Here is a 23,496-nt window from a genome sequence, read left to right as displayed (position 1 = left end):
AACGGCGCTTGATTGAGAGGATGGCGCATTCGAGCAAGTCCCGCCGGGCATCGGCTGCGGGGGCGTCGGGCGCTGCGGCGGGGCCGGGAGCGACGAAGGTGTGCGCGTCGTGCGGGCGGCGGATCGAGTGGCGGGCCAAGTGGGCGAAGTCGTGGGATGACGTGAGGTACTGCTCGACGGCCTGCCGCAGCCGGGGCGTCTCCTCGGCCGATCGCGAGCTGGAGGAGACGATCGTCGCGACCTTGCGCGCGCGGCCGGGTGGAGCATCCGTCGATCTCGATGAGATCAGGGCGCCCGACGGTGGCGGCGACGCATCCACTCAGCGGGAGCAGGTGCGGCGCGCGGCGCGACGCCTCGCCGACCAGGGGCTGGTCGAGTGGATGCAGGGCGGGAGGAGGGTCGACCCGTCCACGGCGCGGGGCCGGGTCGACCTCCGCCTCACCGCCGAGGGCTCGGCACGCTAGACGCCCGAGGGCACCGCGACGGACGCCTAGCGATCAGAGCTCAGAACTCAGAGCTCGATCTTCTCGTTGTCGATCTCGATCGGGGTGCCGGTGACCTTCGACTTCACCAGGCTGAAGACGGTGGCGATGGTCGAACCGGGGGTGTCCCAGTACTCGGCCGAGTCGGTGTGCACGATGAGGGCCCGGATGTTCGGGTCGGTACGGCCGTCGGGGAACCATGCCTCGACACTCGCGTCCCACATCTCGTCGATGTAGCTCTGCTCGGTGGTGAGCTCGGCGTGACCGGTGACCGAGACCCAGGAGTCGTTCGAGCTGAAGGCGAGGTTGACCACCTGGTGGGTCGCGATCCGCTTCGCCGTCGACGACTCCACACTCAGCAGGAACCAGAGGTCGCCGTCGAAGCGGTGGTGCTGCTGCTGCATGGCGAAGGGCTGTGAGACCGGGTTCCCGTCGTCGTCGAGGGTCACGATCATCGTGATGGGGAAGTCGTCCAGCAGGTCGGCCAGGGTCTCGATGTCTTCGGTGGCGGTCATGGTGCTCCGTTCGTCGGTGAGGGGCCTCACGCTACGCCGGGGCACGGGATGCGCCTAGGGGCCGGGCGCGACCGTTCAGCGAATAGCGGGGTTGGTTGCCGCGACGATCGTCCGTGGCCATCCGGTGCGGGTGAGCGGAGAATGGCAGGATGTCGAAGTCGTTCGTCGTCACCGGGGCCAGCGGGGGCGTCGGGAGCGCGATCGCCGCGCACCTCGCCTCACTCGGGAACACGGTCGTCAACCTCGACCCCGGCCCGCAACAGGACGCGCACCCGGGGGTGCACCACGTCAGAGCGGATGCCGGCGACTGGGACGCTGCGCTGGCCGCGGCGGAGCTGGCCGAGACCCACGCGCCGCTGAGCGGGTGGGTCAACAACGCGGCGGTGTTCCGTGACGCGAGCCTCGCCACGGCACCGCCTGGTGAGGTCGGCGCGTTGATCGCCGAGAACCTGAACCTGGCCCTCGTCGGCTGCCAGACCGCGGTGAGGCACTTCCTCGCCCACTCGCGACCCGGGTCTATCGTCAACGTCTCGTCGCACCAGGCGCAGCGACCCGTTCGCGGCGCGCTTCCCTACGCCACCGCCAAGGCGGCGATCGAGGGACTCACCCGGGCGGCCGCGGTCGATCACGGCCCGCAGGGCATCCGCGTGAACGCCGTCGCTCTTGGGTCGATCACGACGGCACGGTACGAGGAGTACCGCCGCGAGCATCCGGATGCCGACCTGCAGATGGCCGCCGTGCATCCGCTCGGCCATGTGGGGCAGCCTCGCGATGTCGCGCAGGCCGTCGCCTTTCTGCTGTCGCCCGAATCGGGGTTCATCTCCGGAGCGGTCCTGCCGGTCGACGGCGGGCGCTCGGCACTCGGGCCCGACCCGGAGAGCGCCTGAGGATCGGGACTCGGGGCCGGGCAGGTCCCGGTCAGCTGCCGGTCAGCCCAGGGGCGGACCCGCGGGAGCGTGGTCGGGCGGGAGGAGGAGGCGGCGGGTGCGGCCGGAGACCGCGAACATGAGCCCCGCCACCAGCGCCAGGATCGCGCCACCGACCACCAGGCACACCCCGATGACGACCACCAGCGACACCGGGTCGGGCGAGCGCGAGGAGCCGCCGGCGACCATGAGGGCGATGCCGACGACCACCACCAGCACGCCGAATCCGAGCAGCGACCAGAGCATCACCTTAAAGGTGCGCCAGGACCTCGCCCCGTGGAACGTCGGGCGCACGCCGAAGGCGGTGCCGAGGTACTGCGACCAGCGGACCCCGGTCCACCAGCGCGAGGTGCGCGGCGCCACCGGGTACCAGCCGGCGCCCGGCCCTTCGGCCACACCGGGCAGCGGCAGCACCGCGTCGATCACGACGGCGTCGCCGACCGGGGCCGGGATGCGCCGCACGGCACTCGACTGCGCCGCGATCAGGAACCACAGCACCGCGAGCACGAGCATCCCTCCCCCGCTGAAGAACGGGCCGGGAGTGAGAAGCCCGAGCGCGAACTGCAGAAGCGCCAGCACCGCGAAGATCGAGCCGACCGCCCAGGCCGCGCCCGGCTGCTCGGAGGTCGCCCAGTCGGTGCCGGGCACGCCGTCTTTGACGCGGAGCCCCGTCCACTTCGAGCCGTCCCACCACCGGAGCGGCCCGGCGGGCGTGGGGTACCACCCCATCGGCGGTCCCGTCGGCGTCTGGTAGTGGGGCGCCTGGTAGTGGATGGGCTGACTCTGCGAGGCGGGCGCCGCGTACGCCGGTTGCCACTGCTGCTGCTGCTGCGAGGGCACCACGGCATACGGCTGCACCGGCTGCGTTGGCGCGCCAACGTACGGCTGTGCCGCCCGCGGGGTCGCACCTGCCTGAGGCTGCACCGACTGCACCGGCTGCACCGCGGCGACCGCATCCACCTCATGCCCCGTCCACTGCACTCCGTCCCACCACCGGAGCCTCCCCGGCACCCCCGCGTCGTACCAGCCCGGCGCTGCCGCCATGAGTTCTCCCCCGCTCGGACGCGTCGCCGCGTCATCCGTCACCCCCATTGCATCGTGTCCGGGTCGCAGAAGCCAGCACCCCCGCCGCAGCGGGCCACCGCATCCGCACCGCCTGAGAACGAAAAAGCCCGCCGCGCCTGCGGTCAACGCAGCTGCGGCGGGCTCCCTGCTCCACCCGGACCGGGATAGATCGGGTGGAACAGGGGTGTGGCCGCCACCGTGGGGATGACGACCACACATCGGGTCATCGGCGCGCGCGGCGCCGACGAGCGAGGCGACGTCAGTGCTTGAAGGCGTCCTTGACGTTCTCGCCGGCCTTCTTCGCGTCGGCCTTGGCCTGGTCGGCCTTGCCCTCGGCGACGAGCTTGTCGTTGTCGGTGACGTTTCCGACCGCTTCCTTCGCCTTGCCGGCGAGCTCTTCGGCCGCGTTCTTGATCTTGTCTGCTGCGCTCATGATGTGTTTCCTTTCGTGGGTACTGCGGTGAGAAGGCGTCCGCGGGTGCGGATGCCGGTGAGTCGAGGGGGCGGCTGGGGCGGGCCGGCTGGGCCGGTTTCGCGCGCCAGGGCCACTCAGTGCCGCTTGCGGGTGATCCGCTTGGCGGTGTCCTTCGCGGCCTGGGTGCGGGTGCCGACCACGTAGGCGGTGATGCCGAACGCGATCACGACGATCCAGGCGAGGGGCTTGGGCATGGGGTTCTCCTTCCTGCCCGAGGGCGGTGGGGCTACTGCAGGCGGGTGGTGGAGGTGACGCGGGAGCGGAAGCCGCCGCTGATCTGCACGAGCGCCGGGATGCGGCGGCCGAGCAGCTCGTCGAGGGCGCGCACGGCGTCTTCGACGATGGTCGCGGCATCCTTCGGCGAGACGCCCCGGCGGCAGGTGACCGAGATCTTCAGCACCGGGGTGCGCTTCACGCGGTAGGTGCTCACGTGGGACGCGACGAATTCGGCACGACCGCCGATCGCATCCTGCAGCGCGTGCTCGGCCAGCGCCGACTCGATCACGGTGGTGCCGTGCTCGCTGGTGGGCTCGGTCACGACGACGCCAGTGCGGCCACGACCCTGGCGCACGATGAACACGATCGACAGGATGATCGCGATCACCGCGAGCACGAGGAGCGCCGGCATGACCCAGCTCACCCCGGTGTCGCCGAGCGGCGTCTGCTGCAGCCAGGCCGAGACCTGGTCGGTGACCGGCCCGGTGGCGTCCTTCCAGCCGTCGCGCATGGCGGGGATGAGCACGGCGGCCGCAGCCACCGACCCCACGGCCAGCAGGACGAGCCCGATCACGAGCACGAACAGCCGGTTGGCGGCTCGATTGGTGCTGTTCATGCGCCGATCCTTCCTGTCTCCGTGACGCGCACCCGGGGGCGCACGGCGGGCCGGAGCCCGTACGAGGCGAGTTGTCCGTCGACCGCCTCGTCGACCGCGGCCCGGTCGACGGGGATGCCCGACGTCGGGACGAGGCGCACCTCGGCGGCTCGATGGGTGACCGAGACGGTCGCGTTGTCCGGATCGACGCCGCCGGCGAGCGAGGCGTGCCGGGCGAGAGCCGACGCGATCACCTCGTTGTCGACGACCACGACCGTGCGCTCGGCCGACAGCAGGTGCCGCGCCCGGCGACCGGGGGCGATCGCCGTGATCACCAGCGCGAGGCCGATGACCGCGACGAGGATGCCCGCGGTCGCGACGATCCCGGCCGGCGCGTCGACGAGGTGCACCGCGGAGGTGAACATGTCGAACGGCGCCACCAGCAGGGCGGGCGCCCCGAGCAGGGCGAGCACGATCTCGGTGCCGAGCCACGCCAGCACGAGGATGAGCAGCACGGCGAGCACGATCGCCGGCAGCGACCGCGGGGAGTGGGTCTCCCGACGGCCGATGTGGCGGTAGATGCTCTGGTTCTGGTCGAGGCTCGGGGGCTGGCTCGCGCTGACGCTCTGGCTCGCGCTGACGCTCTGGCTCGCGCCGTCGCTCCGGCTCGCGCCGATGCTCTGGGTCTCGCTCATCGCACCCGCTCCTCTTCCTGGATGTCGGCTCCGGAGAGCCGGACGGTGACCCGGCCGACGGCCGAGCCCGTGATCTCGTTGACGCGGTCGCGGATCGTCTCCTGCGCCCGGGCGGCCCGCTCGACGACGGAACCGCCGGAGCGCGCCACCGCTCCGTCGCGCACCCGGCCGAGCGACACGACCCGGATGGGGGTGGTGACCGTGAGAACGAGGATTCCGTTCTCATCGGCCAGCTCCACCCCCACTCGGGATGCCTTCACACCGAGCGCATCGGCCGTCACCGCCGCGACGACCCGGTTCAGGGCCTTCGTGGTGATGCGGTTGCGACCGCGCTCTCGGCCGCTGGCGGGGCCGCCGGTAGCCGGGTCGACGGTCGCAGGGCGGGCGGTGCCGGGGCGGGCCGCGACGGTGGTCGCGGCGGGCGTCATGACGACGAGCGCTTTCCGCGGAACGCCCCGACCAGCGCGGAGACGTCGAGCTTGCCCTCGACGATTCGGCCGATCAGCGCGCCGACCGCCATGGCGATCGCGACGAAGAAGAACGCCCAGAATCCGATGACGATCCAGGTCAGCGCCAGGACGGCGCCGATCAGGATGCCGGTGCGAGTGGCTGAGGCGGTCACTGGACTCGTGCCTCAGCGGCCTGGTCGGCGTCGTCGGAGGGCAGGTGCACGTCGTTGACGGTCACGTTGACCTCGGTGACCTCGAGCCCGACGATCGTCTCGACCGCGCGGATGATGTTCGAACGCACGCCGTCGGCGATGTCCTGCAGCGGCGCCGGGTACTCGGCGACGAGCGTCACGTCGACCGCGACCTGGGTCTCGCCGACCTCGACACTGATGCCCTGGCTCTTGTCGGCGCCGGCGACGGCCTCACGGATGGCGCCGAACGCGCGGGCCGCTCCGCCACCGAGGGCGTACACGCCTCGCGACTCGCGGGCCGCGATGCCGGCGACCTTCGCGACGACGCCGTCGTCGATCACGGTCTTGCCGAGGTCGGTCTGGGTCGTCGTGCCGGGGGCGGCGGTGAGGGGGGTGGGGGTCTTCACAGCCGGGGTGGTGGGAGTGGTGGCCATGGTGGTTCTCCTTCGGGTAGGGCCCGGTTCTCACCGGGGTGGTGCGTGCTTCTACAGGTGAGACGCAACGAACGGGTGATTCGTCACGCCCCGGATCAAAAAGTTTTCGGAGCCCGGCATTCGGGCGCTTGCCCGGCGACCCGGATCTCAGTAGTCCGAGTTCGGACACCCTCCGACCTGCTGTGTCGAAGGAGGCCACCTCGATGGGTTACTGTACTTGAGAATCGTTCTCAATAACCCGGGAAGGCCCTCGTGACCGTCCGCTCCACCCCCGCCGAGGTCGTCGCATCCGTTCGCCGGAGCCGACGCCGCAGCACGACCGTCGTCGCTGCACTCCTGGCCGCGACGGGGCTGGCAGCTCTCGCGGCCCTCGCGATCGGGCCGGTGCCGATCGACCCGGCGACCGTCGCCGGAGTGCTGGGCGACCACCTGCTCGGCACCGGTCAGGGCGACTGGCCCGCTTCGGCCGAGCAGATCGTCTGGGCGACCCGGGCTCCCCGCGTGGCGATGGCGCTCGTGGCGGGTGCTGTGCTCGCGGTCGCCGGAGTCATGCTGCAGGCGCTCGTGCGCAACTCGCTCGCAGACCCCTACCTGCTCGGCCTCAACTCCGGCGCCTCCACCGGGGTCGCGCTCGTCGTGCTCGTCGCGGGAGGCGGAAGCGCTCTGCTGTTCTCGGGCGCGGCGCTGGCCGGTGCGATCGGCGCAGTGCTCCTCGTGCTCCTGTTCGCGGGGGTCGCCCACCGGCGGGGCCCGTTCCGGCTCGTCCTCGCCGGTCTCGCCGTCGGCTACGCGCTGAACGCCGCGACGAGCTTCCTCGTGTTCTCGAGCGACTCCCCCGAGGCCGCCCGGTCGGTGCTGTTCTGGCTGCTGGGGTCGCTCGCGACGGTGCAGCCGCTCGCGCTCGCCGCCGCATCCGTCGCCGCGGTGATCGGCATCGCCGCCCTCGTCATCATCGCTCCGCTGACGGATGCGCTCGCCTCGGGCGACGACTCGGCCCGGTCGGCGGGCATCGACCCCGAGCGCACCCGCATCGGCCTCATGGTCGGGGTGTCGGCCATGGTCGGAGTGACGGTCGCGGCGGTCGGCGGCGTGGGCTTCATCGGCCTGGTCGTGCCCCATCTCGCCCGGCGCCTCGTGGGCGGGCGGCACCGCGCGGTGATCCCGGTGGTCGCGCTGCTCGGCGCGATCCTGCTGCTCGCCGCCGACACGGTGGCGCGCACCGCGTTCGCGCCGCAGGAGATCCCGGTCGGCGTGATCACGGGCGTCATCGGCGCGCCCTTCCTTCTTCTGCTGCTGCGGCAGGACTCGCGGGCGTAGGGCTCGAACCCCACCCCGACGCCGGCACCATCCGACGAGACCTCGAAACCCCACGGCACCCGAGAGAACACCACACCCCGAGAACACGACACCCCAGAGAACACGACACCCGAGAGAAAGAAAAACCATGAGAAGACACCCCACCCGGCGGGCCGCGGCCGCGCTTGCCGTCTCGGCCCTCGCGCTGGCCGCCCTCAGCGCCTGCGCGGCAGGCAGCGGTACCGCCCCCGCCTCGGCCCCGACCGACGCCGCCGCCGACTCCGCCGCTGCCGACGCCGCCGCCGGCTTCCCCGTCACGATCGAGAACTGCGGCTCCGAGGTCACGCTCGACTCCCCCGCCCAGCGCATCGTGCTCGTGAACAACGACGAGCTGCCGAACCTCGAAGCCCTCGGGGCGGTCGACCGGATCGTCGCCGTCACCTCCCCCCTCCAGCCCGGGCTCTACGCGGATGCGACCTACAGCGCGCTCGAGGCACAGAGCGTGCTCTCGACCGAGAAGAACGCGACCGGAGGGTCGGTCGTCTCGCAGGAGAGCATCCTCGGCGCCGAGCCCGACCTCGTGATCGCCCCCGAGAACGCGGTCGACCGCGCCGCCCTGACCGCGAGCGGCATCGCGGTGTACACGCCCTCGGCCTACTGCGCCGACCCCGGCCCCGAACTGAGCGGCACGGCGACCTTCGACCGCGTCTGGAGCGAGGTGCGCACCCTCGGCGCACTCCTCGGCGAGAGCGGCACGGCCGAGCAGGTCGTGGCCGATGCGACGTCGACCGTCGGCGCGGTGGCTCCGGATGGGGGCACGGCGGCCGCGCTCTACGTCTCGTCCGGCGGCAGCGTGCTCTCGCCCTACGGCGGGCCGAGCATGGTGACGCCGGTCTTCGCGGCGGCCGGTCTCACGAACGTCTACGCCGACTCCGGCGAGCGCGTGTTCGACGCGAACGTCGAGGACATCATCTCGCGCGACCCGGCGACGATCGTGCTCCTCTATTCCAGCGGCGACCCCCAGAGCACGGTCGACTCGTTCCTCGGCGCCCCCGGGGTGGCCGGCCTCTCGGCGGTGCGCGACCAGCGCGTGATCGCCCTCCCCTTCGCCTACACCGACCCGCCCAGCCTCCTGTCGGTCGAAGGGCCGGCGAAGCTGAGCGGCCTGCTGAGCGCGCTCGGATGATCACGGCGGATGGCGTGACCGTGCGGCTGGGCGGCCGCGTTCTGCTGGACGACGTCTCGATCACCGCGCCCACCGGCGCCGTGACCGGGATCGTCGGCCCGAACGGGAGCGGCAAGACCACCCTCCTGCGCGCCCTCGTCCGCGCCGTGCCGCTCGCAGCCGGCCGGGTGAGCGTCGACGGTCACGACATCCGCGCCCGATCTCGGCGGTGGATCGCGCGCCGCGTCGCCGAGGTCGGCCAGCGCGCCGAGCCCGATCCCGCCCTCCGGGTCGTCGACGAGGTGGCCCTCGGCGGCCTCGCCGAGCACGGCCCGCTCCGGGCCGGTGGCGCGGGTCAGGACGACCGCGTGGCCGGCGCGATCGACGCCGTCGGGCTCACCCATCGGGCGCTCGACCGGCTCGCGACCCTCTCCGGCGGCGAGCTGCAGCGCGTCGCCCTCGCCCGGGCGATCGCCCAGAACGCCTCGCACGTGCTGCTGGACGAGCCGACGAACCACCTCGACATCCGGCACCGGCTCGAGATCGTCGCGCTGCTCGGCCGCATCGCCCCGACCGTCGTGGTCGTCCTGCACGACCTCGAACTCGCGGCACAGGTGTGCGACCACGTGATCGTGCTGCACGGCGGGCGGGTCGCCGGGGCGGGTGCGCAGTGCGACCTGCTGCGGCCCGAGCTGCTCGATCCCGTCTACGACGTGGTCACGCGCCGGCTGGTGGATGGGGCCGGGCGGTCGCGGTTCGACTTCGCGCTGCCCGGGCCCGCATCCGTCGCCCGCACTCCCTCTATTCGAACCCCGCAGACCATCACTCAGGAGAACCCATGAACGACACCACGACCGTCGTCGACACCACCCTCGCCGACGCCACCCTCGCCGACACCCGTATCCGCGACGCCCGGATGCTCGCCGCCCGCTGGGATGCGCAGCAGACCGGCTACATCCGCCACCGCGCCGAGCGCTTCGACACCATCGCCCGCGTCGTCGCCGCCGTCTGCGAGGGGGTCGACGAGCCGCGCATCCTCGACCTCGCCGGAGGCACCGGATCGCTCGCCGCCCGGGTGCTGACGGCCGTGCCCGAGGGCCGGGCGGTCGTCGCCGACAAGGATCCGGCGCTGCTGGCGATCGCGGCCGACCTCGCCTCGGCCGACCCGCGGCTCACGACCGCCGAGGTCGACCTGGCGCGGCCCGACTGGGCCGAGCATCCGCTCATCGCCGACGCGCCCTTCGACGCCGTGGTCTCGTCGACCGCCCTGCACTGGCTGCAGCCCGGCGAGCTCGTCGACGTCTACCGGGCGCTGCCCGGCATCCTGCGCCCCGGCGGCATCCTGCTGAACGGCGATCACCTCGCGTACGACACGCATCAGGAGGCGACGCTCGCGCGCATCGCACGCGACGACGACGCCGAGATGCAGGAGTCGACGTTCGCGGGCGACACCGACACCTGGGACGAGTGGTGGCAGGCGGTGGCCGAGAGCCCGCGCTACGCCGAGGCGCTGCGCCGCCGCGAGTCGGTCTGGGGAGAGGCTTTGCACCAGGCGCCCCCGAAGGTGACGCTGGGCTTCCACCTCGAAGCCCTGCGGAGCGCCGGGTTCACCGAGACCGGAACCGTGTGGCGGTACCTCGACGACCACGTGCTGTACGGGATCACGCCGAACGCGCCGGTCAGAGCCTGACGGGAGCCGCTCGGCGCTTCTTCGCGCGGTGCCGGCGCACGGCGAGCACGACCGCGAGGGCCGGCAGACCCAGCGTGAACACCCAGAAGACGACGATGCCGGTGACCCAGACGGCGCTCGACGTGGCGAAGTCGTTCTCCGCATCCTGGAGCGTCTCGTGGGTGACCGGGTCGACCGTGCCGACCGGCCCGTGCTTCACGGGGCGCGGCCGGTCGTCGAGGACGACGAGGAAGTCGATGTGCTCGGGGTACTCCGACGACGGCGGGAAGCCCCACTGGGTCTCGCCGCTGAAGGTGAACGTCTCGGTGACGCCGGTCGCCGGGTCGGGCACCTCGACGTCGTAGTAGCTCGTGGTGTTCGGCATCCCCGACGAGGTGTCGACGTCGCTCAGCGTGCCGGTGAGCACGAGGTTACGGTCGACGGCGTCGCGTTGCTCCTCGAGCAGCGATGCGGCGCCGTCCTTCGTGAGGCCGAGGACGCCGAGCATCGCCAGGCTCGGAAGGAGGAGCAGCGCGAAGACGAGCCAGACCGGCCACGAGGGGAACGGCAGGCGGGCGGATGCGCGGGGCGGGAAGGGGGGCGGGGTCGGGTTCGCCGGCATCCACTGGTCAGGCATCGGCTGCTGCGGCGTCGGCTGCTGCGGCCAGGGCTGCTGCGGCGCGGGCTGCTGCGGCGCGGGCTGGCCCGCCATCCACTGGTCAGGCATCGGTCGGGAACGTCTGCATGCCGTCCTGGGTGAACACGATGACGTCTCGCAGATCCCAGGAGGAGTGGAAGTCGCCGGTCTGGATCGACTCGCCGGCGGTGCGCACGGTCTCGCCGGTCAGGTCGAGCGGAAGGAGCGTGCCATCGGCGTCGAGCTTGGGGAGCACGTAGATGTCGACGGTCGTGCCGCCCGGCGGGATGAGGTACGACACCGTGGCGAAGTTCGGCCCAGCCACCTCCTTCAGCGGCAGGAAGGCGCGGGCGAACCGGGTGCCCTGCACGTACTTCTCCTCGCCGCCGACGGTGTTGCTCGCCTCGGGCGCCGTGATGGCCGCCTTGATCGTGGAGGCCGCCGCGTCGTACCCGGCGTCGGTGAGGATCTGGCGCAGCTGCTCGGTCACCGCGGTCGGCCGCACGCCCGCGAGCAGCCCTGCGAAGTCGACCGCGTAGGCCAGCTCGAAGGCCGCGGTGTCGAAGGTGCTCGTCTGCAGCTCGACACCCTCGATCTGGTCCATCCGGCTCCAGGTGGCGACGGCTGCGGCCAGGGTCGGCGTGTCGCCCTCGGAGGTGATCGGCAGGTCGAGATGGGGGCCGGCGCCCTTCGAACCGACCTCGACGATACTGAGCTGGAATCTCGGCGGGGTGTCGTAGAACTCGGCACTGTCCTCGGTGAGGGCTTCGGAGACCCCCGAGGCATGGAACGCATCGAGCGCCTCACGGGTCGCGTCCGCGGCGCGCTCCGGATCGTCGATCGCGAACCGCAGCTCGTAGTCGAGGCCGCCGCGGGTCTGCACCGGGTCGGACAGGCCCTCGATCTGGAGGAGCTGCTCGCGGAGCGCCGCGCTGGAGGTGTCCACCGGGTCGGGCGCGGGTTCCGGTTCGGGCGTGCAGGCGCTGAGGAGGATCGAGCCGGCCAGCGCGAGGGCCGCGAGGGCGGTACCCCGCGCCGCCGTCGCCGGCCCTGTGCCCCTCGAACCGCGTGCCTTCCGCATACCGACCCACTCCCCTTTACCGATCGCAACCGTTGCCCGACCCTATCCAGGCCTACTCGCTTGGGGCGATGGGGACCGCTCCCCATCGCGCTCCCCGATCCCGGGCGCCAGGCCGGCCGACACCGTCAGCGGTCGCGCCGCGAAGGGGTGGGGATCGAGAGCGGGTACTTCGCGTCGAGCCGCGGATTGATGACCGAGGCCAGCAGGAAGCGCCCGAGCAGCGCCCCGCCGGCCCAGTAGAGACCGGTGAGGAGGATGGCGATCCCGGGCACGATCTGCAGACCGATCAGCACGATGACGCCGACGGAGACGACGAGCCCCACCCCGGTGTAGAGGTAGCGGTAGCCGGCCACGGCCCCGTCGCGCTGACGCTGCTGCGTGGCCGACCGGTCGTCGAGGGCCCCGACCGCGGCCTGGAAGTCGTCGCTCTCCACCGCGGAGAACAGCTCCCCCACCGTGACGCCGAGCGCCTTCGCGACCATCGAGAGGGTCTCGAGGCTGGCGTCCTGGCCGCTCTCCAGCCGCTGCACGGTGCGCACGGCGACGCCGCTCTCGGCCGCGAGCTTCTCCTGGGTCCAGCCCCGCTCCCGGCGGAGGGTGATGATGCGTGTCTCGTTCATGGATGCAACGCTAGGGCGCGCATTCGGGACCGACCACGACAGCAGCCCGCCAGTCACCCGCCACCCGCCCGACAGCGCCCCGCCAACCACCTCCGGGTCGAAATGCGACAAGGGGAGGATGCGCCGTGTCAGGGGTCGGGCGTACGCTTCGAGCGACGGCATCATGCCGCCGGTGAGAGGAGATCAGATGGCAATCGACGACGACGACATCACGACCGACGCAGCTGCGGGCGGCGAGGGAACCGCTGACGGCGGAGCGAACCCGGGCGGCCACGACGGCGGGGCCGACGGCTCCGCTGCGGGCGGCGAGGGTCCGGCCGACGGCGGGGCGAACCCCGACGGCCACGACGGCGGAGCCGACGGCTCGGCTGACGAGGGAGAGGGCACCGCTGACGGCGGAGCCAACCCCGGTGGCCACGACGGCGGGGCTGACGGCTCGGCGTGACGATCGAACTCGAGCGCGGGTCGGTCGCCCGGCCCGCGCTCTCCCGTTGCATCTCGGTCGATCCGGACGAGTTCGACCGTGAGTTCTGGGCGCAGAAGCCCCTGCTGTCGCGCGCATCGACCCTCCCCGAGGGCTTCCGTGACCTGCTGACCGAGGCCGCGGTCGACGAGCTCGTGAGCGAGCGCGGGCTGCGCACCCCGTTCATCCGCATGGCCCACGAGGGCTCGGTGCTCTCCCCCTCGTCATACACGGCGCCCGGGGGTTTCGGTGCCGAGGTGGGCGACCAGGTGAGCTCCGAGAAGGTGCTCGCCGAGTTCGCCGGCGGGGCCACGATCGTGCTGCAGGGCCTGCACCGCACCTGGCCGCCGCTGATCGACTTCACCCGGCGACTGGTCGACGACCTCGGGCATCCGGTGCAGGTGAACGCGTACATCACCCCGGCTTCCTCGCGCGGTTTCGACCCCCATTACGACGTGCACGACGTGTTCGTGCTGCAGATCGCGGGCGAGAAGCACTGGCGCATCCATGCCCCCGTGCATCCCGACCCGCTGCGCGACCAGCCGTGGAGCGACCACCGTGCCGCCGTCGCCGAAGCGGCGACCCACGAGCCCGTGATCGACGCCGTCTTCAGGCCCGGTGACGCCCTCTATCTTCCGCGCGGGTGGATCCACTCGGCCGAAGCCCTTGGCGGCACCAGCGTGCACCTCACGATCGGCGTCGCCGCCTACACCCGCGCCGACGTCGTGCAGGCGCTGATCGGCTCGCTCGGCGACATCGCCGCACTACGCTCGTCCTTGCCCGCGGGGCTCGACTTCTCGGATCCGGCCGCGATGCAGGGCGTCGTCGACGAGACGCTCGCCGCGCTGCAGGAGGCGTTCGCGGGGATGGCTTCGGGTGGGGCCGGTGCGGATGCACTTGCGGGTGCGACGGATGCTGCGCCTGCGACGGATGCGGCGGTCACGGTCTCGAAGCGCCTCGCCTCGCGATTCGCCTCGGCCACGCGCCCCGAGCCGGTGTCGCCGCTCGCCACGATCGACTTCATCGCGGCCCTCGGCCCCGTGTCGACCGTGCGGTGGCGCGGCTCGCTGCACGCCGCCGTCTCGCTCTCTCCCGACGGCGAGACCGTGCGCATCCGGACCGCCTCGAAGACCGTCTCGCTGCCCGCCGAGGCCGAAGCCGCCGTACGCCAGCTGCACGAGGGCGGAGATATCGCGCTCAGCGAGTTCGCCGGCCTCGACCCGGCCAGTGCGGTCGTGGTCGCCCGACGGCTGCTGCGCGAGGGGATCCTGGTTCCCGCGTGATGGTCTCCGGGATGCGGGAGCTGCGACGCGGCCGGTCCGTCCGATGACGAGGGCGCTGCCCTCCACCGGGCAGCCGCCGTCGTCGCGCCCTGCGCCCGGTTCCTCCGGCGGGTTCGGCAACGATCCGGTCGGTGACGGCTGGGCGCCGTGCAGCGACCGGTCGCGGGAGCGGATGGATCCGCTCGCCGCCACCGGGTCGCGCGGGCTGCAGTGGTTCCTGGTCGAGATCTCCGGGGCCTGGGGCACGCGGGCGTTCCTCGACCCGCCCTTCGACGCCGAGCTCGGGCGCGCGCTCGTGACGCGCATCGAAGCGGCGGGGATGCGGCCGCTCGCCATCCGCCGCACCGGCCGCCGGCCCGAGCAGACGAGCTGGAAGTGGGCCTTCGTCGACTCGCGTCCCGGCCACGAGACCGTCCGCTGGGGCGAGGTGTCGTCACCGGAGGACCTGCTCGAGGTGCCGCTGGACGGCTCGGCGGGCACCGCATCCGATCGGCCCGTCTTCGCAGTTTGCGCACACGCCCGGCACGACCAGTGCTGCGCGGTGCGCGGGCGCCAGGTCGTGACCCGGCTCGCGGAGGCCTACCCCGACGAGACCTGGGAGTGCTCGCACCTCGGCGGCGACCGCTTCGCCGGGACGATGGTGCTCTTCCCGCACGGCCTCTATTACGGGCGGGTCGACGACGGGGATGCCGCGGGGATCGCGGACGCCTACCTCGACGGCCGGGTCGTCGAGGAGTTCTACCGGGGGCGGAGCTCGCTCACGCATCCGGTGCAGGCGGCGCAGCACTACGCGCGGCTCGAGTACGGCGACGACGGTCTGGATGCCTACGCCCCGCTCGGCGAGGAGTGGCACGACGGCGGGGGTACCGCCCGCTGGACCGTGCGCCTGGCGGCGCCGGCCGGCGAGATCGTGGTCGACCTCGAGGAGCAGCTCTCCGATGCCCTCCTCTCCACCTGCACCACCACGCGCCCGGGCCAGGTGCGCCAGTGGTCCCTGGCCTCCATCCGCCGCCGCTAGCCCGTCCCCAACCCGACTGTCCTCGATCCGTCACTTGTTGCCGCTATTCGGGCGGGATGGCGACAACAACTGACGGGTCGAGGACTGGGGGCGGGGCCACGTAACAATCATGTTTCCGGGGGTGGCCTCTCGCGGACGTTGACCGCTTCCGGCCACGGCAGCGCCACGGTGGCCCCCGAAGATGGGGGTACTCCGGGGGCCCGCGATCAGGCGAGAACTCCGTCACGTCTTCGAACAAGGAATCCCGTGAACATTCACTCCGGCACCCCGCGGCCTCCCCGCCGCTCCACCGATCGTCGCGGCGTCCGTCTGGGGGCAGCGGCGACCGCGCTGGTCCTCGCGGCCGGGCTCGGAGCCCTGTCGGCGCCATCCGCCTTCGCCGCGACCGTCCCGGCCGGCATCGCGACGGCCGCGACCACCCCGGCCACCTCGGCAACCTCGGCAACCCCGGCAACCCCGGCAACAGCCGCATCCACCGACGCCCCCGCACCGGCCGAGCCGCCCGCATCCGCCCGCACCTTCGCCGACGGCCGCTACATCGTCACCCTCCGCGACGCCGCCGTCGCCACCTACCGCGGCGGAGTCGCCACCCTCGGCGCCACGCAACCCGTCGACGGCGACGACCTCGACGTCTCGTCCCGCCGCGTCACCGACTACTCCGGCTACCTCGCCGGTCAGCAGCAGGCCGTCGCCGACTCGGTCGACGCCGCGATCACCACGAACTACACCCTCACCACCAACGGCTTCGCGAGTGTGCTCAGCAGCTCGCAGGCCAAAGCCCTGGCCGCCGACCCGAGGGTCGCCGCCGTCGTCCCCGACGAGTTGCTGCACCTGCAGGCCACCTCGTCCACCGACTTCCTGGGCCTCTCCGGCGCCGACGGCGTCTGGGCCCAGACCGGCGGCGCCGCCTCCGCGGGCGACGGCATCGTCGTCGGCGTGATCGACAGCGGGATCAGCCCCGAGAACGCCTCCTTCGCCGGAGACCCGCTCGGCACCGCCCCCGGGGCCGAGCCCTACCGCGACGGGGACACCGTCGTGTTCGACAAGGCCGACGGCCAGACCTTCCGCGGCGAGTGCGAGACCGGCCCCGGCTTCGACGCCGGCGACTGCTCGACCAAGCTGATCACGGCCCGCTACTTCGTCGACAGCTTCAACCCGATCGCGGTGGGCGCGCACGACTACCTCTCCCCGCGCGACGGCAGCGGGCACGGCTCGCACACCTCCAGCACCGCCGCGGGCGACGCCGACGTCGACGCGACCGTGGCCGGCCGCGACTTCGGCCACATCTCGGGAGTCGTCCCCGGGGCCAAGATCGCGATGTACAAGGCCTGCTGGTCAGGCGAGACCCATGACGACGACGGCTGCCAGACGGGTGACCTGCTCGCGGCGATCGACGCCGCGGTGGCCGACGGCGTCGACGTCATCAACTACTCCATCGGCGGCGGCGCCGCGCAGACCACCGTCTCGCTGACCGACGAGGCCTTCCTCAACGCGGCCGCGGTCGGCGTCTTCGTCGCCGCCTCGGCGGGCAACGACGGCGACAAGGCCTCCACCGCCGACAACGCCGCCCCCTGGATCACGACCGTCGCCGCCAGCACCATCCCCTCCTACGAGGCGACGGTGAAGCTCGGCGACGGCCGCAGCATCCTCGGCGGCTCCATCACGGTCCCCGCCGACGCTCCCGTCACGGGTTCCTTCGTCGACGCCACCGCCGTCGCGGCGGCCGGCGCCGACTCCCCCGCCCTCTGCGGCCCGGGCACCCTCGACCCCGCCAAGGCCAAGGGTCTCATCGTGCTCTGCGACCGCGGGGTCGTCGACCGCACCGCGAAGACCGAGGAGGTCGCCCGCGCGGGCGGCATCGGCGTCGTCATGGTCAACCCCACCCCGAGCTCGATCGACCTCGACACCCACGTGCTGCCCACCGTGCACGTGGATGCGGCCGCCTACGAGACCCTCCACACCTACGCGGCCGTCCCCGGCGCCACCGTCACGCTCGAAGACGGCAACCCGGCCGGCCTGCCGTCGCCGGTGACCCCGCAGGTCGCCGGATTCTCCTCCCGAGGCCCGATCCTGGCCGACGGCAGCGACGTGCTGAAGCCGGACATCGCCGCTCCCGGCGTCGCGATCCTCGCCGCCTTCTCGAGCGAGCCGGGCGCCGACGGCGACTACGCGCTGCTCTCGGGCACGTCGATGGCCTCTCCGCACGTGGCCGGGCTCGCCGCGCTCTACCTGGGCGAGCATCCGGATGCCTCGCCGAGCGAGATCAAGTCGGCCATGATGACCACCGCCCACGACACCGTCGACGCCTCGGGGGCGCCGAACACCGATCCGTTCGCGCAGGGAGCCGGGCAGATCGACCCGACCCGCTACTTCGACCCCGGGATGCTCTACCTCAACGGGCCCACCGACTGGTACGGCTACATCGAGTCGGTGGCCGACGTCGACCTCGGCGTCGACACGATCGACCCCTCCGAGCTCAACCTGCCCTCGATCAGCATCGGCGGACTGGCCGGCTCCGAGACGATCACCCGCACCGTCACCGCGACGCGGCCCGGCAGCTACGCCGTCACCGCGCCCGCGCTCGACGGCATCGACGCGGTCGTGACCCCGAGCACGCTGACGTTCTCGGCCGCAGGCGAGCAGCAGCAGTACTCGGTGACCTTCACCAGAACGGATGCGCCGGTCGATCGTTTCGTCACCGGCCAGCTGATCTGGCACGACGTCGCCGACGCCGCATCCACCGTCACCCTGCCCGTCGCGGTGCGCCCGGTCTCTCTGGACGTGCCCGAAGTCGCGACCGGCGACGGCGCCTCGGGATCGCTCGAGATCCCGGTCTCGGTCGGCGCCACCGAGTCGTTCGCCATCAGCCACGCCGGCCTCGTCAAGGGCGAGGTGATGTCCGGCTCCGGCACCGCCGCTCCCATCGGTGAGCCCGTGCGATCCGACCGGCACGTCGTCGACGTCCCGGACGGCACCACCCTCGCCCACTTCGTGCTCGACGGCGCCGACCCCTCGGCCGACCTCGACCTGCACCTCTCGTCGCTGGACTCGACGCAGCAGCTCATCCCCTGGGCCGACGCCGCGACGTCGAGCTCGCACGAGGTGATCGACTTCGCCGGGCTGCCGGCCGGGCGCTACGTGCTCGACGTCGACTTCTTCTCGGGCGAAGGCGACCTCGGCTACACCCTCACGAGCTACGTGCTCGGGACGAGCACGAACGCGGGCGCTCTCACGGTGACGCCGACCACTCTGCAGACCACGCTGGGCCAACCGGCATCCGTCGGCGTCTCGTGGTCGGGACTCGAGGCCGGTGCGAGCTACTACGGCCAGGTCGGCTTCGGCGACTCGGGCCACCACACCGCCCTCGAGATCACGGTGCCGGGAACGGCTCCGGCTCCGACCGGCGACCCGGCGATCTCGTTCGACCGGGCCTGGGCGCGTCCCGGCACGATCGTCGAGGTCGACGTCTCGGGGCTCGACGCGGGCCAGGCCTACCGGGTGACCCTCGACGGGTCGAGCGTGCTCACCGGCATCGCGGGCCCGGGTGGCACGTCACGGCGGGGCATCCAGCTCGCGGCCGACCTGCCCGTGGGCGAGCATCCCGTGACCCTCAGCACAGCGGATGCGGCGGTCACCACGACCCTGCACGTCACCGACCTCGTGCTGCTGTCGGCACTCGAGCAGCTCGAGTTCGACAGCGAGGGAGCGGCCACCGCCGCGATCGAGATGGCCTACGCGGGACACGGCCGGATCGGACTCACCGTCAGCGGATCGGCCGGAGTCGAGTACACCGGCTCGTACGAGGTCGCGATGGATCCGGGGCTGAACGCCGGAGCGACTGTCTCGGAGGGCGTGCGACTCAGCCCGGGCGTCTACACGGCGGTGCTCCTGGCCACCCCTCCGGCCGGTGCGGTCGCGCAGCGCCTGGAGTACACCTTCGTGGTGCCGACCTCCGACTCGAGCGACGTCTCGATCACGCAGAACGCGGCCGATCCGAACCTGGCCGACCTGCACTACCTCAACCGGGGGCCGCACGGCCTGGCCGTCGACCTGCGCTACAAGCTCTGCTCGGGGCCGGTGGTGTTCGCCGGGATGCCGATCGAGAAGCGCAACGGCGAGACCTTCTCGCAGACCTTCGACATGAACGGCAAGACCTCGGTGGAGCTGCTGAGCGACGACGGGGAGGTACTGGCGAGCTACGTCAACACGGCGGCGGGGCGGTGTGCGGGTGCGCCGGTGATCACACAGGACTACTGGATGACCTTCAGCGATCCGTCTTCGGGAGGGGCCGGTTCTGCTGCTGCCGGTCCTACCGCAGCCGCCGGTCCTACCGCAGCCGCCGATCCCAGTGCTGACGAGGCTCTGTCGCTCGTGTTCAGCAACCGGTACCCGGCGTACAGCGGCGGCTTCGACTTCCGCGCCGGCTTCGGTTCGGACATCGAGGGCCCGTTCTTCTACACCGCCAAGTTCGGCCACGAGGTCGTGACGGAGGTCGGGCCGGTCGTGGAGGTGCCGCTGCGGGTACCTGAGGGGCAGCGGATCTGGAACCGAGCCACCTACGAGTCGTTCGACGGCACCGCGATCGCCCTCGGCATCCGCTGGGTGAAGGCGCTGCCGGTCACGCTCGACATGCTGCAGCCGGTGGCCGACGCGGGGCCGGGTACGCCCGGCACCGGCGAGCCGGGCACGGGCGAACCGGGTACGCCCGGGACGGGCCAGCCGGGGACCGGGACGCCGGGTGACCCCGGGGCGGGGCAGCCGGGCGCTCCGGGTTCGGATGCGGCCGGCTCCGGCTCGCACGGCGACCTCGCGTCGACCGGTTCGCAGGCGGTCGTCTGGGTCGGCGCTGCGGCGGCGCTGATCGCGCTGGGGCTCGGGTTCGCCCTCCTCCGCCGCCGTCGCATTCGCATTCGCATTCGCATTCGCCAGAGCTGACCCTTCCCGCCCGCTCAAGGTCCTCGATCCGTCAGTTGTTGCCGCTATCCGGGTGGGATGGCGGCAACAACTGACGGGTCGAGGACCTTTGGCGCGGCCGCGAGATCGTGCGAACCGAGAGCGAATCGAGGTCGAGCCGAGGGCGGGGCGCGCAGAATGGTTGTCGGGACAAGGACTTAGGATTGGGGCATGGATCGGGTGGAGTGGCTGACGCCTGAGCAGCTGCGGGCGTGGATCCGGTTCGAGTCGGTGGTCGAGCTCCTGCCCGCCGTGCTCGACTCCCAGTTGCACCGCGACGCACAGCTCACCCACTTCGAGTACCTCGTGATGGCGAAGCTCTCCGAGAGCCCCGACCACGTGCTGCGGATGACGGCCCTGGCTGCCACGACGAACTCCACCCTCCCCCGGCTCTCGCACGTGGTCTCGCGCCTCGAGGCCCGTGGCTACGTCGAACGGGTCCCGTGCCCGAGCGATCGCCGCGCCACCAACGCCCACCTGACGGAATCGGGATGGGCGAAGGTCGTCGAGAGCGCTCCGGGCCACCTGCGCACCGTGCGCGAGCACGTGATCGACCTCCTGACCGACGAGCAGGTCGGCCAACTCGACGACATCATGGCGGTCCTCATCCAGAAGCTCGACCCCGAGAACTCCCTCCGCCGCCTCCCGTAACCCCGCGCCCCTTCGCGCGAGCCGTCACAAACCGCCCCACCCCGCCCCGCCCCGGCGAGCCGCCAAGGACGCGAGAGCCCTTGCGCCACCACCCGCACCCCCGCCGAGACGTCAGAAAACGCCCTACCCGGGGCGGGATAGGGCGGTTTGTGACGGCTCGCGCGAGGCGGGCGAGGGTTTCGGGGTCAGGCCAGGGTTACGCGGGGGTCAGGCGCGACGGCGGCGGAGGGCTACGAAGGTCGCGCCCGCCGCCAGGAGGAGCAGGGCCAGGGAGAGGGGCGCGATGGTCTCGGCGCCGGTGGACGCCAGGGCGCCGGCCCCCGCACCCGCGCCAGAGCCAGTGGCCTCGCCAGACCCCGTGCCAGCCCCAGCTGCACCCGCGGCCGCCGACGCGGTCACGGTGAGGTCGGTCCAGCCGAGCGGGGTGCCGTCGGCCGCGAGCACCACGAGGCGGTGCGCGCCCGGCGCCGTGTCGGCCGGGATCGTGACCGAGACCGTGCCTGCCGCCGACACGACGGTCCGGGCGAGGTGCACGGGCGTCGAGTGCAGCCAGACGTCGACCTGCTCACCCGCGTGCCCGGCGCCAACGGTGACCGTGATCGCCGAGCCGACGACCGCGGAACCGGGGGCGGCGACCGAGCCGCGGGTCGCATCCGTCAGCAGCGACTCGTCGATCGCGACCGAGCCCGACCCCGTGGACGGCAGAGCGGGCGGCGGGCCACCCGGCGCGGTCGGGGTACCGGGGTCGGTCGGGGGCGTTCCGGGATCCGTCGGCGGGGTGCCCGGGTCGGTCGGCGTCGCGGTGCAGTCCAGCGTGCCGGCGCGGAAGGCGTGGCCGTCGGTGCCGTTGTCATCCGACCAGAAGACGGGCTTCGAACCGTTCACGCAATACTCGTTCGGCGCGATCGCGAAGCCCTCGTTGTTGATGTTCGGCATCCCGGCCGGGCGCTCCTGCACCGCGGTGACGGCGAAGTGGCCCGGGGTGGCGGTGGTGCTGCCGGCCGGAGCCACGTCGAGCAGCGCGCTTCGACCCTGGCAGGTGTCGTCGCAGACGGCCCAGAGGAGGGTGGTGGCGGGGTCGTACTGCAGCTCCATCACGCTCTCGAACCCGCTGAGGATCGTGGCGACGCGGTGGTAGCCACCGCCGACCTGGTCGAGCGCGTAGGCGTAGATCGTGCCGTTCGCCTCGAGGCCGACGAAGAACAGTCCGCCGCCGTGGTTCGCGTAGACGGCCGGGTCGTACGCCGCCTTGGTGCTCTCGTCGATGAAGCCCTTCGCGACCAGCGCGGCGTCGGGTACCCAGGTGATGCCCTCGAGGCCCGAGTTCGCGCCGACCGCGGGGAGGTCGTTCTTGAGGTTCCACTCCATCGAGGCGTCGAGGCTCGAGCCCGCGGCCGTGCCGGTCCCGGTCCCGGCGGCGTCGTAACGGATGATCGACGGGCGGCTCGTGCCGCTCACGTCGTTGTCACGCTCGGTCGAGACGAAGACGCCGCCCGCGGAGCCTGCGTCGGTGAGCGTCACGCCCTCCGCATCCACATTGCCCGTGCCGTCGGCGTAGTGCAGGATCTTGCCGGCCGACCAGCCGGGCGCCGAGGACGGCACCCAGTTCGTGCCGTCGAAGCCGAGCTCGTAGAGGGTGCCGGGGCCGTTCTTGACCGCCCAGAGGGTTCCGGGAGCAGGAGCGGCTGCGGTGCCGGTCGCCGCGGCGTTGCCCTCGTAGACCAGGCCACTCATGTTGGTGCCGAAGTACCCGGCCACATCCACCGTGCTCACCGCAGCGCCGCCGGGCCAGACGGATGCGACGGGCCCGGTGCTCCCGCCCTCGCAGTCGTTGGCCGCGCCCTTGGTCGCCGCGAGCGTCGCGACGAAGTCGCCAGTGCCGTCGGGGCAGCGGCCGTAGGTGGTCCAGGCATGGGCGGTCCAGCTGTAGGAGTCGACGAGGGTCGTACCGTCGGCCGCGAACAGGCGCGCACTGTCGGCGCCGCCGAGGCCGAAGCCGCCGGTCACGTCGACATCGACAGCGAGGTAGCCGCCCGCGGCGATGGTGGTTCCGGATGCGAGGGTGACGGCGTGCGAGTCGTCGTTGTCCTTGAGGATGAACCCGCTCACATCCGCGATCGCGTTCGCCGGGTTGACCAGCTCGACCCAGTCGCCCGGCGTGCCGCCGGAGGACTCGACCTCGTTGATCCGCACCGGCGAGCTGCAGTCGTTCGCCGTGCCCTTCGTGGGCCGGGTGGTGGTCTGGAAGGCTCCGGATGCGTCGGGGCAGCGACCGTAGGTCGTGCTGGCGTGGGCGGTCCAGCTGTACGAGTCGACGAGGGTGGTTCCGTCGGCCGCGAAGAGGCGGGCCGAGTCGGCGCCGCCGAGGCCGAAGGTCATCTCGGGCTCGCCGACGACGAGGTATCCGCCGGCCGCGATCGTGCTGCCGGACGGCAGGGTGAAGATGTGGGAGTCGTCGTTGTCCTTCAGCACGTAGCCGGTCAGGTCGACGGATGCGGTGGTCGGGTTCACGAGCTCGACCCAGTCGCCGGGGGTGCCGCCGGAGGACTCGACCTCGTTGATGCGCACGGCGGCGGGGGTGGTCGGCGGGGTGGTGGGGGGCGTGGTCGGCGGGGTG

23 protein-coding genes are annotated in these 23,496 nt (G+C 72.3%); 11 read left to right on the top strand and 12 right to left on the bottom strand.

Annotated features, from left to right (window positions below; translation table 11 throughout):
• The first annotated feature begins 20 nt into the window (after positions 1 to 20).
• Positions 21 to 464, top strand: coding sequence for a DUF2256 and DUF3253 domain-containing protein (locus tag HSO01S_RS17340; protein WP_084361811.1), 444 nt, complete (start codon positions 21 to 23; stop codon positions 462 to 464).
• A 47-nt stretch (positions 465 to 511) separates the two neighbouring features.
• Here HSO01S_RS17340 and HSO01S_RS17335 read toward each other — a convergent pair whose 3' ends face one another.
• Positions 512 to 997, bottom strand: a complete 486-nt coding sequence (locus tag HSO01S_RS17335) for a pyridoxamine 5'-phosphate oxidase family protein (RefSeq protein WP_066043751.1) — start codon at positions 995 to 997, stop codon at positions 512 to 514.
• A gap of 149 nt (positions 998 to 1,146) precedes the next feature.
• Here HSO01S_RS17335 and HSO01S_RS17330 point away from each other — a divergent pair, with 149 nt between their 5' ends.
• Positions 1,147 to 1,884 carry an SDR family NAD(P)-dependent oxidoreductase gene (locus tag HSO01S_RS17330; protein WP_066043748.1) on the top strand — a complete coding sequence of 246 codons (738 nt, stop codon included), beginning with the start codon at positions 1,147 to 1,149 and terminating at the stop codon, positions 1,882 to 1,884.
• A gap of 42 nt (positions 1,885 to 1,926) precedes the next feature.
• On the opposite strand, the gene HSO01S_RS19350 is transcribed toward HSO01S_RS17330, so the two are convergent.
• From HSO01S_RS19350 to HSO01S_RS17295, 7 genes are all read right to left on the bottom strand, one after another.
• A complete protein-coding gene (locus HSO01S_RS19350) occupies positions 1,927 to 2,967 on the bottom strand; it encodes a DUF2510 domain-containing protein (protein ID WP_169800005.1) in 1,041 nt (346 codons plus the stop codon).
• A 280-nt stretch (positions 2,968 to 3,247) separates the two neighbouring features.
• Entirely contained in the window at positions 3,248 to 3,421 is a 174-nt protein-coding gene (locus HSO01S_RS17320) for a CsbD family protein (RefSeq protein ID WP_066043743.1), read from the bottom strand.
• 268 nt (positions 3,422 to 3,689) lie between these two features.
• On the bottom strand, positions 3,690 to 4,295 hold the full coding sequence (locus tag HSO01S_RS18905) for a hypothetical protein (RefSeq protein WP_066043740.1): 606 nt from the start codon (positions 4,293 to 4,295) through the stop codon (positions 3,690 to 3,692).
• Positions 4,292 to 4,969 (bottom strand): DUF6286 domain-containing protein, encoded by a 678-nt coding sequence (locus HSO01S_RS17310; protein WP_066043737.1) that lies wholly within the window; start codon positions 4,967 to 4,969, stop codon positions 4,292 to 4,294. Before HSO01S_RS17310 ends, HSO01S_RS18905 begins: the two co-directional genes overlap by 4 nt.
• Complete coding sequence (locus HSO01S_RS17305) at positions 4,966 to 5,397, bottom strand: Asp23/Gls24 family envelope stress response protein (protein ID WP_174523006.1); 432 nt, start codon at positions 5,395 to 5,397, stop codon at positions 4,966 to 4,968. Before HSO01S_RS17305 ends, HSO01S_RS17310 begins: the two co-directional genes overlap by 4 nt.
• Positions 5,394 to 5,591 carry a DUF2273 domain-containing protein gene (locus tag HSO01S_RS17300; RefSeq protein WP_066043734.1) on the bottom strand — a complete coding sequence of 66 codons (198 nt, stop codon included), beginning with the start codon at positions 5,589 to 5,591 and terminating at the stop codon, positions 5,394 to 5,396. Before HSO01S_RS17300 ends, HSO01S_RS17305 begins: the two co-directional genes overlap by 4 nt.
• On the bottom strand, positions 5,588 to 6,043 hold the full coding sequence (locus HSO01S_RS17295) for an Asp23/Gls24 family envelope stress response protein (RefSeq protein WP_066043731.1): 456 nt from the start codon (positions 6,041 to 6,043) through the stop codon (positions 5,588 to 5,590). The genes HSO01S_RS17300 and HSO01S_RS17295 overlap by 4 nt, the downstream gene beginning before the upstream one ends.
• 252 nt (positions 6,044 to 6,295) lie before the next feature.
• Between HSO01S_RS17295 and HSO01S_RS17290 the strand changes: the two genes are divergently transcribed.
• From HSO01S_RS17290 to HSO01S_RS17275, 4 genes are all read left to right on the top strand, one after another.
• Positions 6,296 to 7,360 carry a FecCD family ABC transporter permease gene (locus HSO01S_RS17290; protein ID WP_066043728.1) on the top strand — a complete coding sequence of 355 codons (1,065 nt, stop codon included), beginning with the start codon at positions 6,296 to 6,298 and terminating at the stop codon, positions 7,358 to 7,360.
• 127 nt (positions 7,361 to 7,487) lie between these two features.
• The gene (locus HSO01S_RS17285) at positions 7,488 to 8,525 is read left to right on the top strand and encodes an ABC transporter substrate-binding protein (RefSeq protein WP_066043725.1); all 1,038 of its coding nucleotides are present in this window, start codon (positions 7,488 to 7,490) and stop codon (positions 8,523 to 8,525) included.
• Positions 8,522 to 9,346, top strand: a complete 825-nt coding sequence (locus tag HSO01S_RS17280) for an ABC transporter ATP-binding protein (RefSeq protein WP_066043722.1) — start codon at positions 8,522 to 8,524, stop codon at positions 9,344 to 9,346. Before HSO01S_RS17285 ends, HSO01S_RS17280 begins: the two co-directional genes overlap by 4 nt.
• Entirely contained in the window at positions 9,343 to 10,194 is an 852-nt protein-coding gene (locus tag HSO01S_RS17275) for a class I SAM-dependent methyltransferase (protein WP_066043719.1), read from the top strand. The genes HSO01S_RS17280 and HSO01S_RS17275 overlap by 4 nt, the downstream gene beginning before the upstream one ends.
• Here the strand turns inward: HSO01S_RS17275 and HSO01S_RS17270 are convergent.
• The 3 genes from HSO01S_RS17270 to HSO01S_RS17260 all read right to left on the bottom strand — a co-directional run bounded on the left by HSO01S_RS17270 (position 10,184) and on the right by HSO01S_RS17260 (position 12,511).
• Positions 10,184 to 10,900 carry a hypothetical protein gene (locus tag HSO01S_RS17270; RefSeq protein ID WP_157079141.1) on the bottom strand — a complete coding sequence of 239 codons (717 nt, stop codon included), beginning with the start codon at positions 10,898 to 10,900 and terminating at the stop codon, positions 10,184 to 10,186. The two genes, HSO01S_RS17275 and HSO01S_RS17270, sit on opposite strands and share 11 nt — an antisense overlap.
• Positions 10,893 to 11,891 carry a hypothetical protein gene (locus HSO01S_RS17265; RefSeq protein WP_066043714.1) on the bottom strand — a complete coding sequence of 333 codons (999 nt, stop codon included), beginning with the start codon at positions 11,889 to 11,891 and terminating at the stop codon, positions 10,893 to 10,895. The genes HSO01S_RS17270 and HSO01S_RS17265 overlap by 8 nt, the downstream gene beginning before the upstream one ends.
• 125 nt (positions 11,892 to 12,016) lie before the next feature.
• The gene (locus tag HSO01S_RS17260; RefSeq protein ID WP_066043711.1) at positions 12,017 to 12,511 is read right to left on the bottom strand and encodes a helix-turn-helix domain-containing protein; all 495 of its coding nucleotides are present in this window, start codon (positions 12,509 to 12,511) and stop codon (positions 12,017 to 12,019) included.
• Between the two features lie 187 nt (positions 12,512 to 12,698).
• Here HSO01S_RS17260 and HSO01S_RS17255 point away from each other — a divergent pair, with 187 nt between their 5' ends.
• The 5 genes from HSO01S_RS17255 (at position 12,699) to HSO01S_RS17235 (ending at position 20,879) form a co-directional block, all read left to right on the top strand.
• Positions 12,699 to 12,956: a BatC protein gene (locus HSO01S_RS17255; protein WP_066043706.1), complete on the top strand. Its 258-nt coding sequence runs from the start codon at positions 12,699 to 12,701 to the stop codon at positions 12,954 to 12,956.
• Positions 12,953 to 14,257 (top strand): cupin domain-containing protein, encoded by a 1,305-nt coding sequence (locus HSO01S_RS17250; protein WP_245636053.1) that lies wholly within the window; start codon positions 12,953 to 12,955, stop codon positions 14,255 to 14,257. The genes HSO01S_RS17255 and HSO01S_RS17250 overlap by 4 nt, the downstream gene beginning before the upstream one ends.
• A gap of 43 nt (positions 14,258 to 14,300) precedes the next feature.
• Positions 14,301 to 15,275 carry a ferredoxin family protein gene (locus HSO01S_RS17245; protein ID WP_084361804.1) on the top strand — a complete coding sequence of 325 codons (975 nt, stop codon included), beginning with the start codon at positions 14,301 to 14,303 and terminating at the stop codon, positions 15,273 to 15,275.
• A gap of 246 nt (positions 15,276 to 15,521) precedes the next feature.
• On the top strand, positions 15,522 to 20,210 hold the full coding sequence (locus tag HSO01S_RS17240; protein WP_066043703.1) for a S8 family peptidase: 4,689 nt from the start codon (positions 15,522 to 15,524) through the stop codon (positions 20,208 to 20,210).
• A 189-nt stretch (positions 20,211 to 20,399) separates the two neighbouring features.
• Positions 20,400 to 20,879, top strand: coding sequence for a MarR family winged helix-turn-helix transcriptional regulator (locus HSO01S_RS17235; RefSeq protein WP_066043700.1), 480 nt, complete (start codon positions 20,400 to 20,402; stop codon positions 20,877 to 20,879).
• Positions 20,880 to 21,086: 207 nt separating this feature from the next.
• Here HSO01S_RS17235 and HSO01S_RS18480 read toward each other — a convergent pair.
• A partial coding sequence (locus HSO01S_RS18480; RefSeq protein ID WP_084361802.1) for a lamin tail domain-containing protein occupies positions 21,087 to 23,496 on the bottom strand: 2,410 nt, incomplete at its 5' end.

Origin of the sequence: Herbiconiux solani NBRC 106740 (assembly GCF_001571005.1) — a bacterium.
Classification (GTDB): domain Bacteria; phylum Actinomycetota; class Actinomycetes; order Actinomycetales; family Microbacteriaceae; genus Herbiconiux; species Herbiconiux solani.
This window is presented reverse-complemented; position numbering and strand designations above follow the sequence as displayed.

Coding starts and splice junctions, on each gene's coding strand:
- HSO01S_RS17340 (WP_084361811.1), top strand. CDS start 21: ATGGCGCATTCGAGCAAGTCCCGCCGGGCATCGGCTGCGGGGGCGTCG.
- HSO01S_RS17335 (WP_066043751.1), bottom strand. CDS start 997: ATGACCGCCACCGAAGACATCGAGACCCTGGCCGACCTGCTGGACGAC.
- HSO01S_RS17330 (WP_066043748.1), top strand. CDS start 1,147: ATGTCGAAGTCGTTCGTCGTCACCGGGGCCAGCGGGGGCGTCGGGAGC.
- HSO01S_RS19350 (WP_169800005.1), bottom strand. CDS start 2,967: ATGGCGGCAGCGCCGGGCTGGTACGACGCGGGGGTGCCGGGGAGGCTC.
- HSO01S_RS17320 (WP_066043743.1), bottom strand. CDS start 3,421: ATGAGCGCAGCAGACAAGATCAAGAACGCGGCCGAAGAGCTCGCCGGC.
- HSO01S_RS18905 (WP_066043740.1), bottom strand. CDS start 4,295: ATGAACAGCACCAATCGAGCCGCCAACCGGCTGTTCGTGCTCGTGATC.
- HSO01S_RS17310 (WP_066043737.1), bottom strand. CDS start 4,969: ATGAGCGAGACCCAGAGCATCGGCGCGAGCCGGAGCGACGGCGCGAGC.
- HSO01S_RS17305 (WP_174523006.1), bottom strand. CDS start 5,397: ATGACGCCCGCCGCGACCACCGTCGCGGCCCGCCCCGGCACCGCCCGC.
- HSO01S_RS17295 (WP_066043731.1), bottom strand. CDS start 6,043: ATGGCCACCACTCCCACCACCCCGGCTGTGAAGACCCCCACCCCCCTC.
- HSO01S_RS17285 (WP_066043725.1), top strand. CDS start 7,488: ATGAGAAGACACCCCACCCGGCGGGCCGCGGCCGCGCTTGCCGTCTCG.
- HSO01S_RS17280 (WP_066043722.1), top strand. CDS start 8,522: ATGATCACGGCGGATGGCGTGACCGTGCGGCTGGGCGGCCGCGTTCTG.
- HSO01S_RS17275 (WP_066043719.1), top strand. CDS start 9,343: ATGAACGACACCACGACCGTCGTCGACACCACCCTCGCCGACGCCACC.
- HSO01S_RS17270 (WP_157079141.1), bottom strand. CDS start 10,900: ATGCCTGACCAGTGGATGGCGGGCCAGCCCGCGCCGCAGCAGCCCGCG.
- HSO01S_RS17265 (WP_066043714.1), bottom strand. CDS start 11,891: ATGCGGAAGGCACGCGGTTCGAGGGGCACAGGGCCGGCGACGGCGGCG.
- HSO01S_RS17260 (WP_066043711.1), bottom strand. CDS start 12,511: ATGAACGAGACACGCATCATCACCCTCCGCCGGGAGCGGGGCTGGACC.
- HSO01S_RS17255 (WP_066043706.1), top strand. CDS start 12,699: ATGGCAATCGACGACGACGACATCACGACCGACGCAGCTGCGGGCGGC.
- HSO01S_RS17245 (WP_084361804.1), top strand. CDS start 14,301: ATGACGAGGGCGCTGCCCTCCACCGGGCAGCCGCCGTCGTCGCGCCCT.
- HSO01S_RS17235 (WP_066043700.1), top strand. CDS start 20,400: ATGGATCGGGTGGAGTGGCTGACGCCTGAGCAGCTGCGGGCGTGGATC.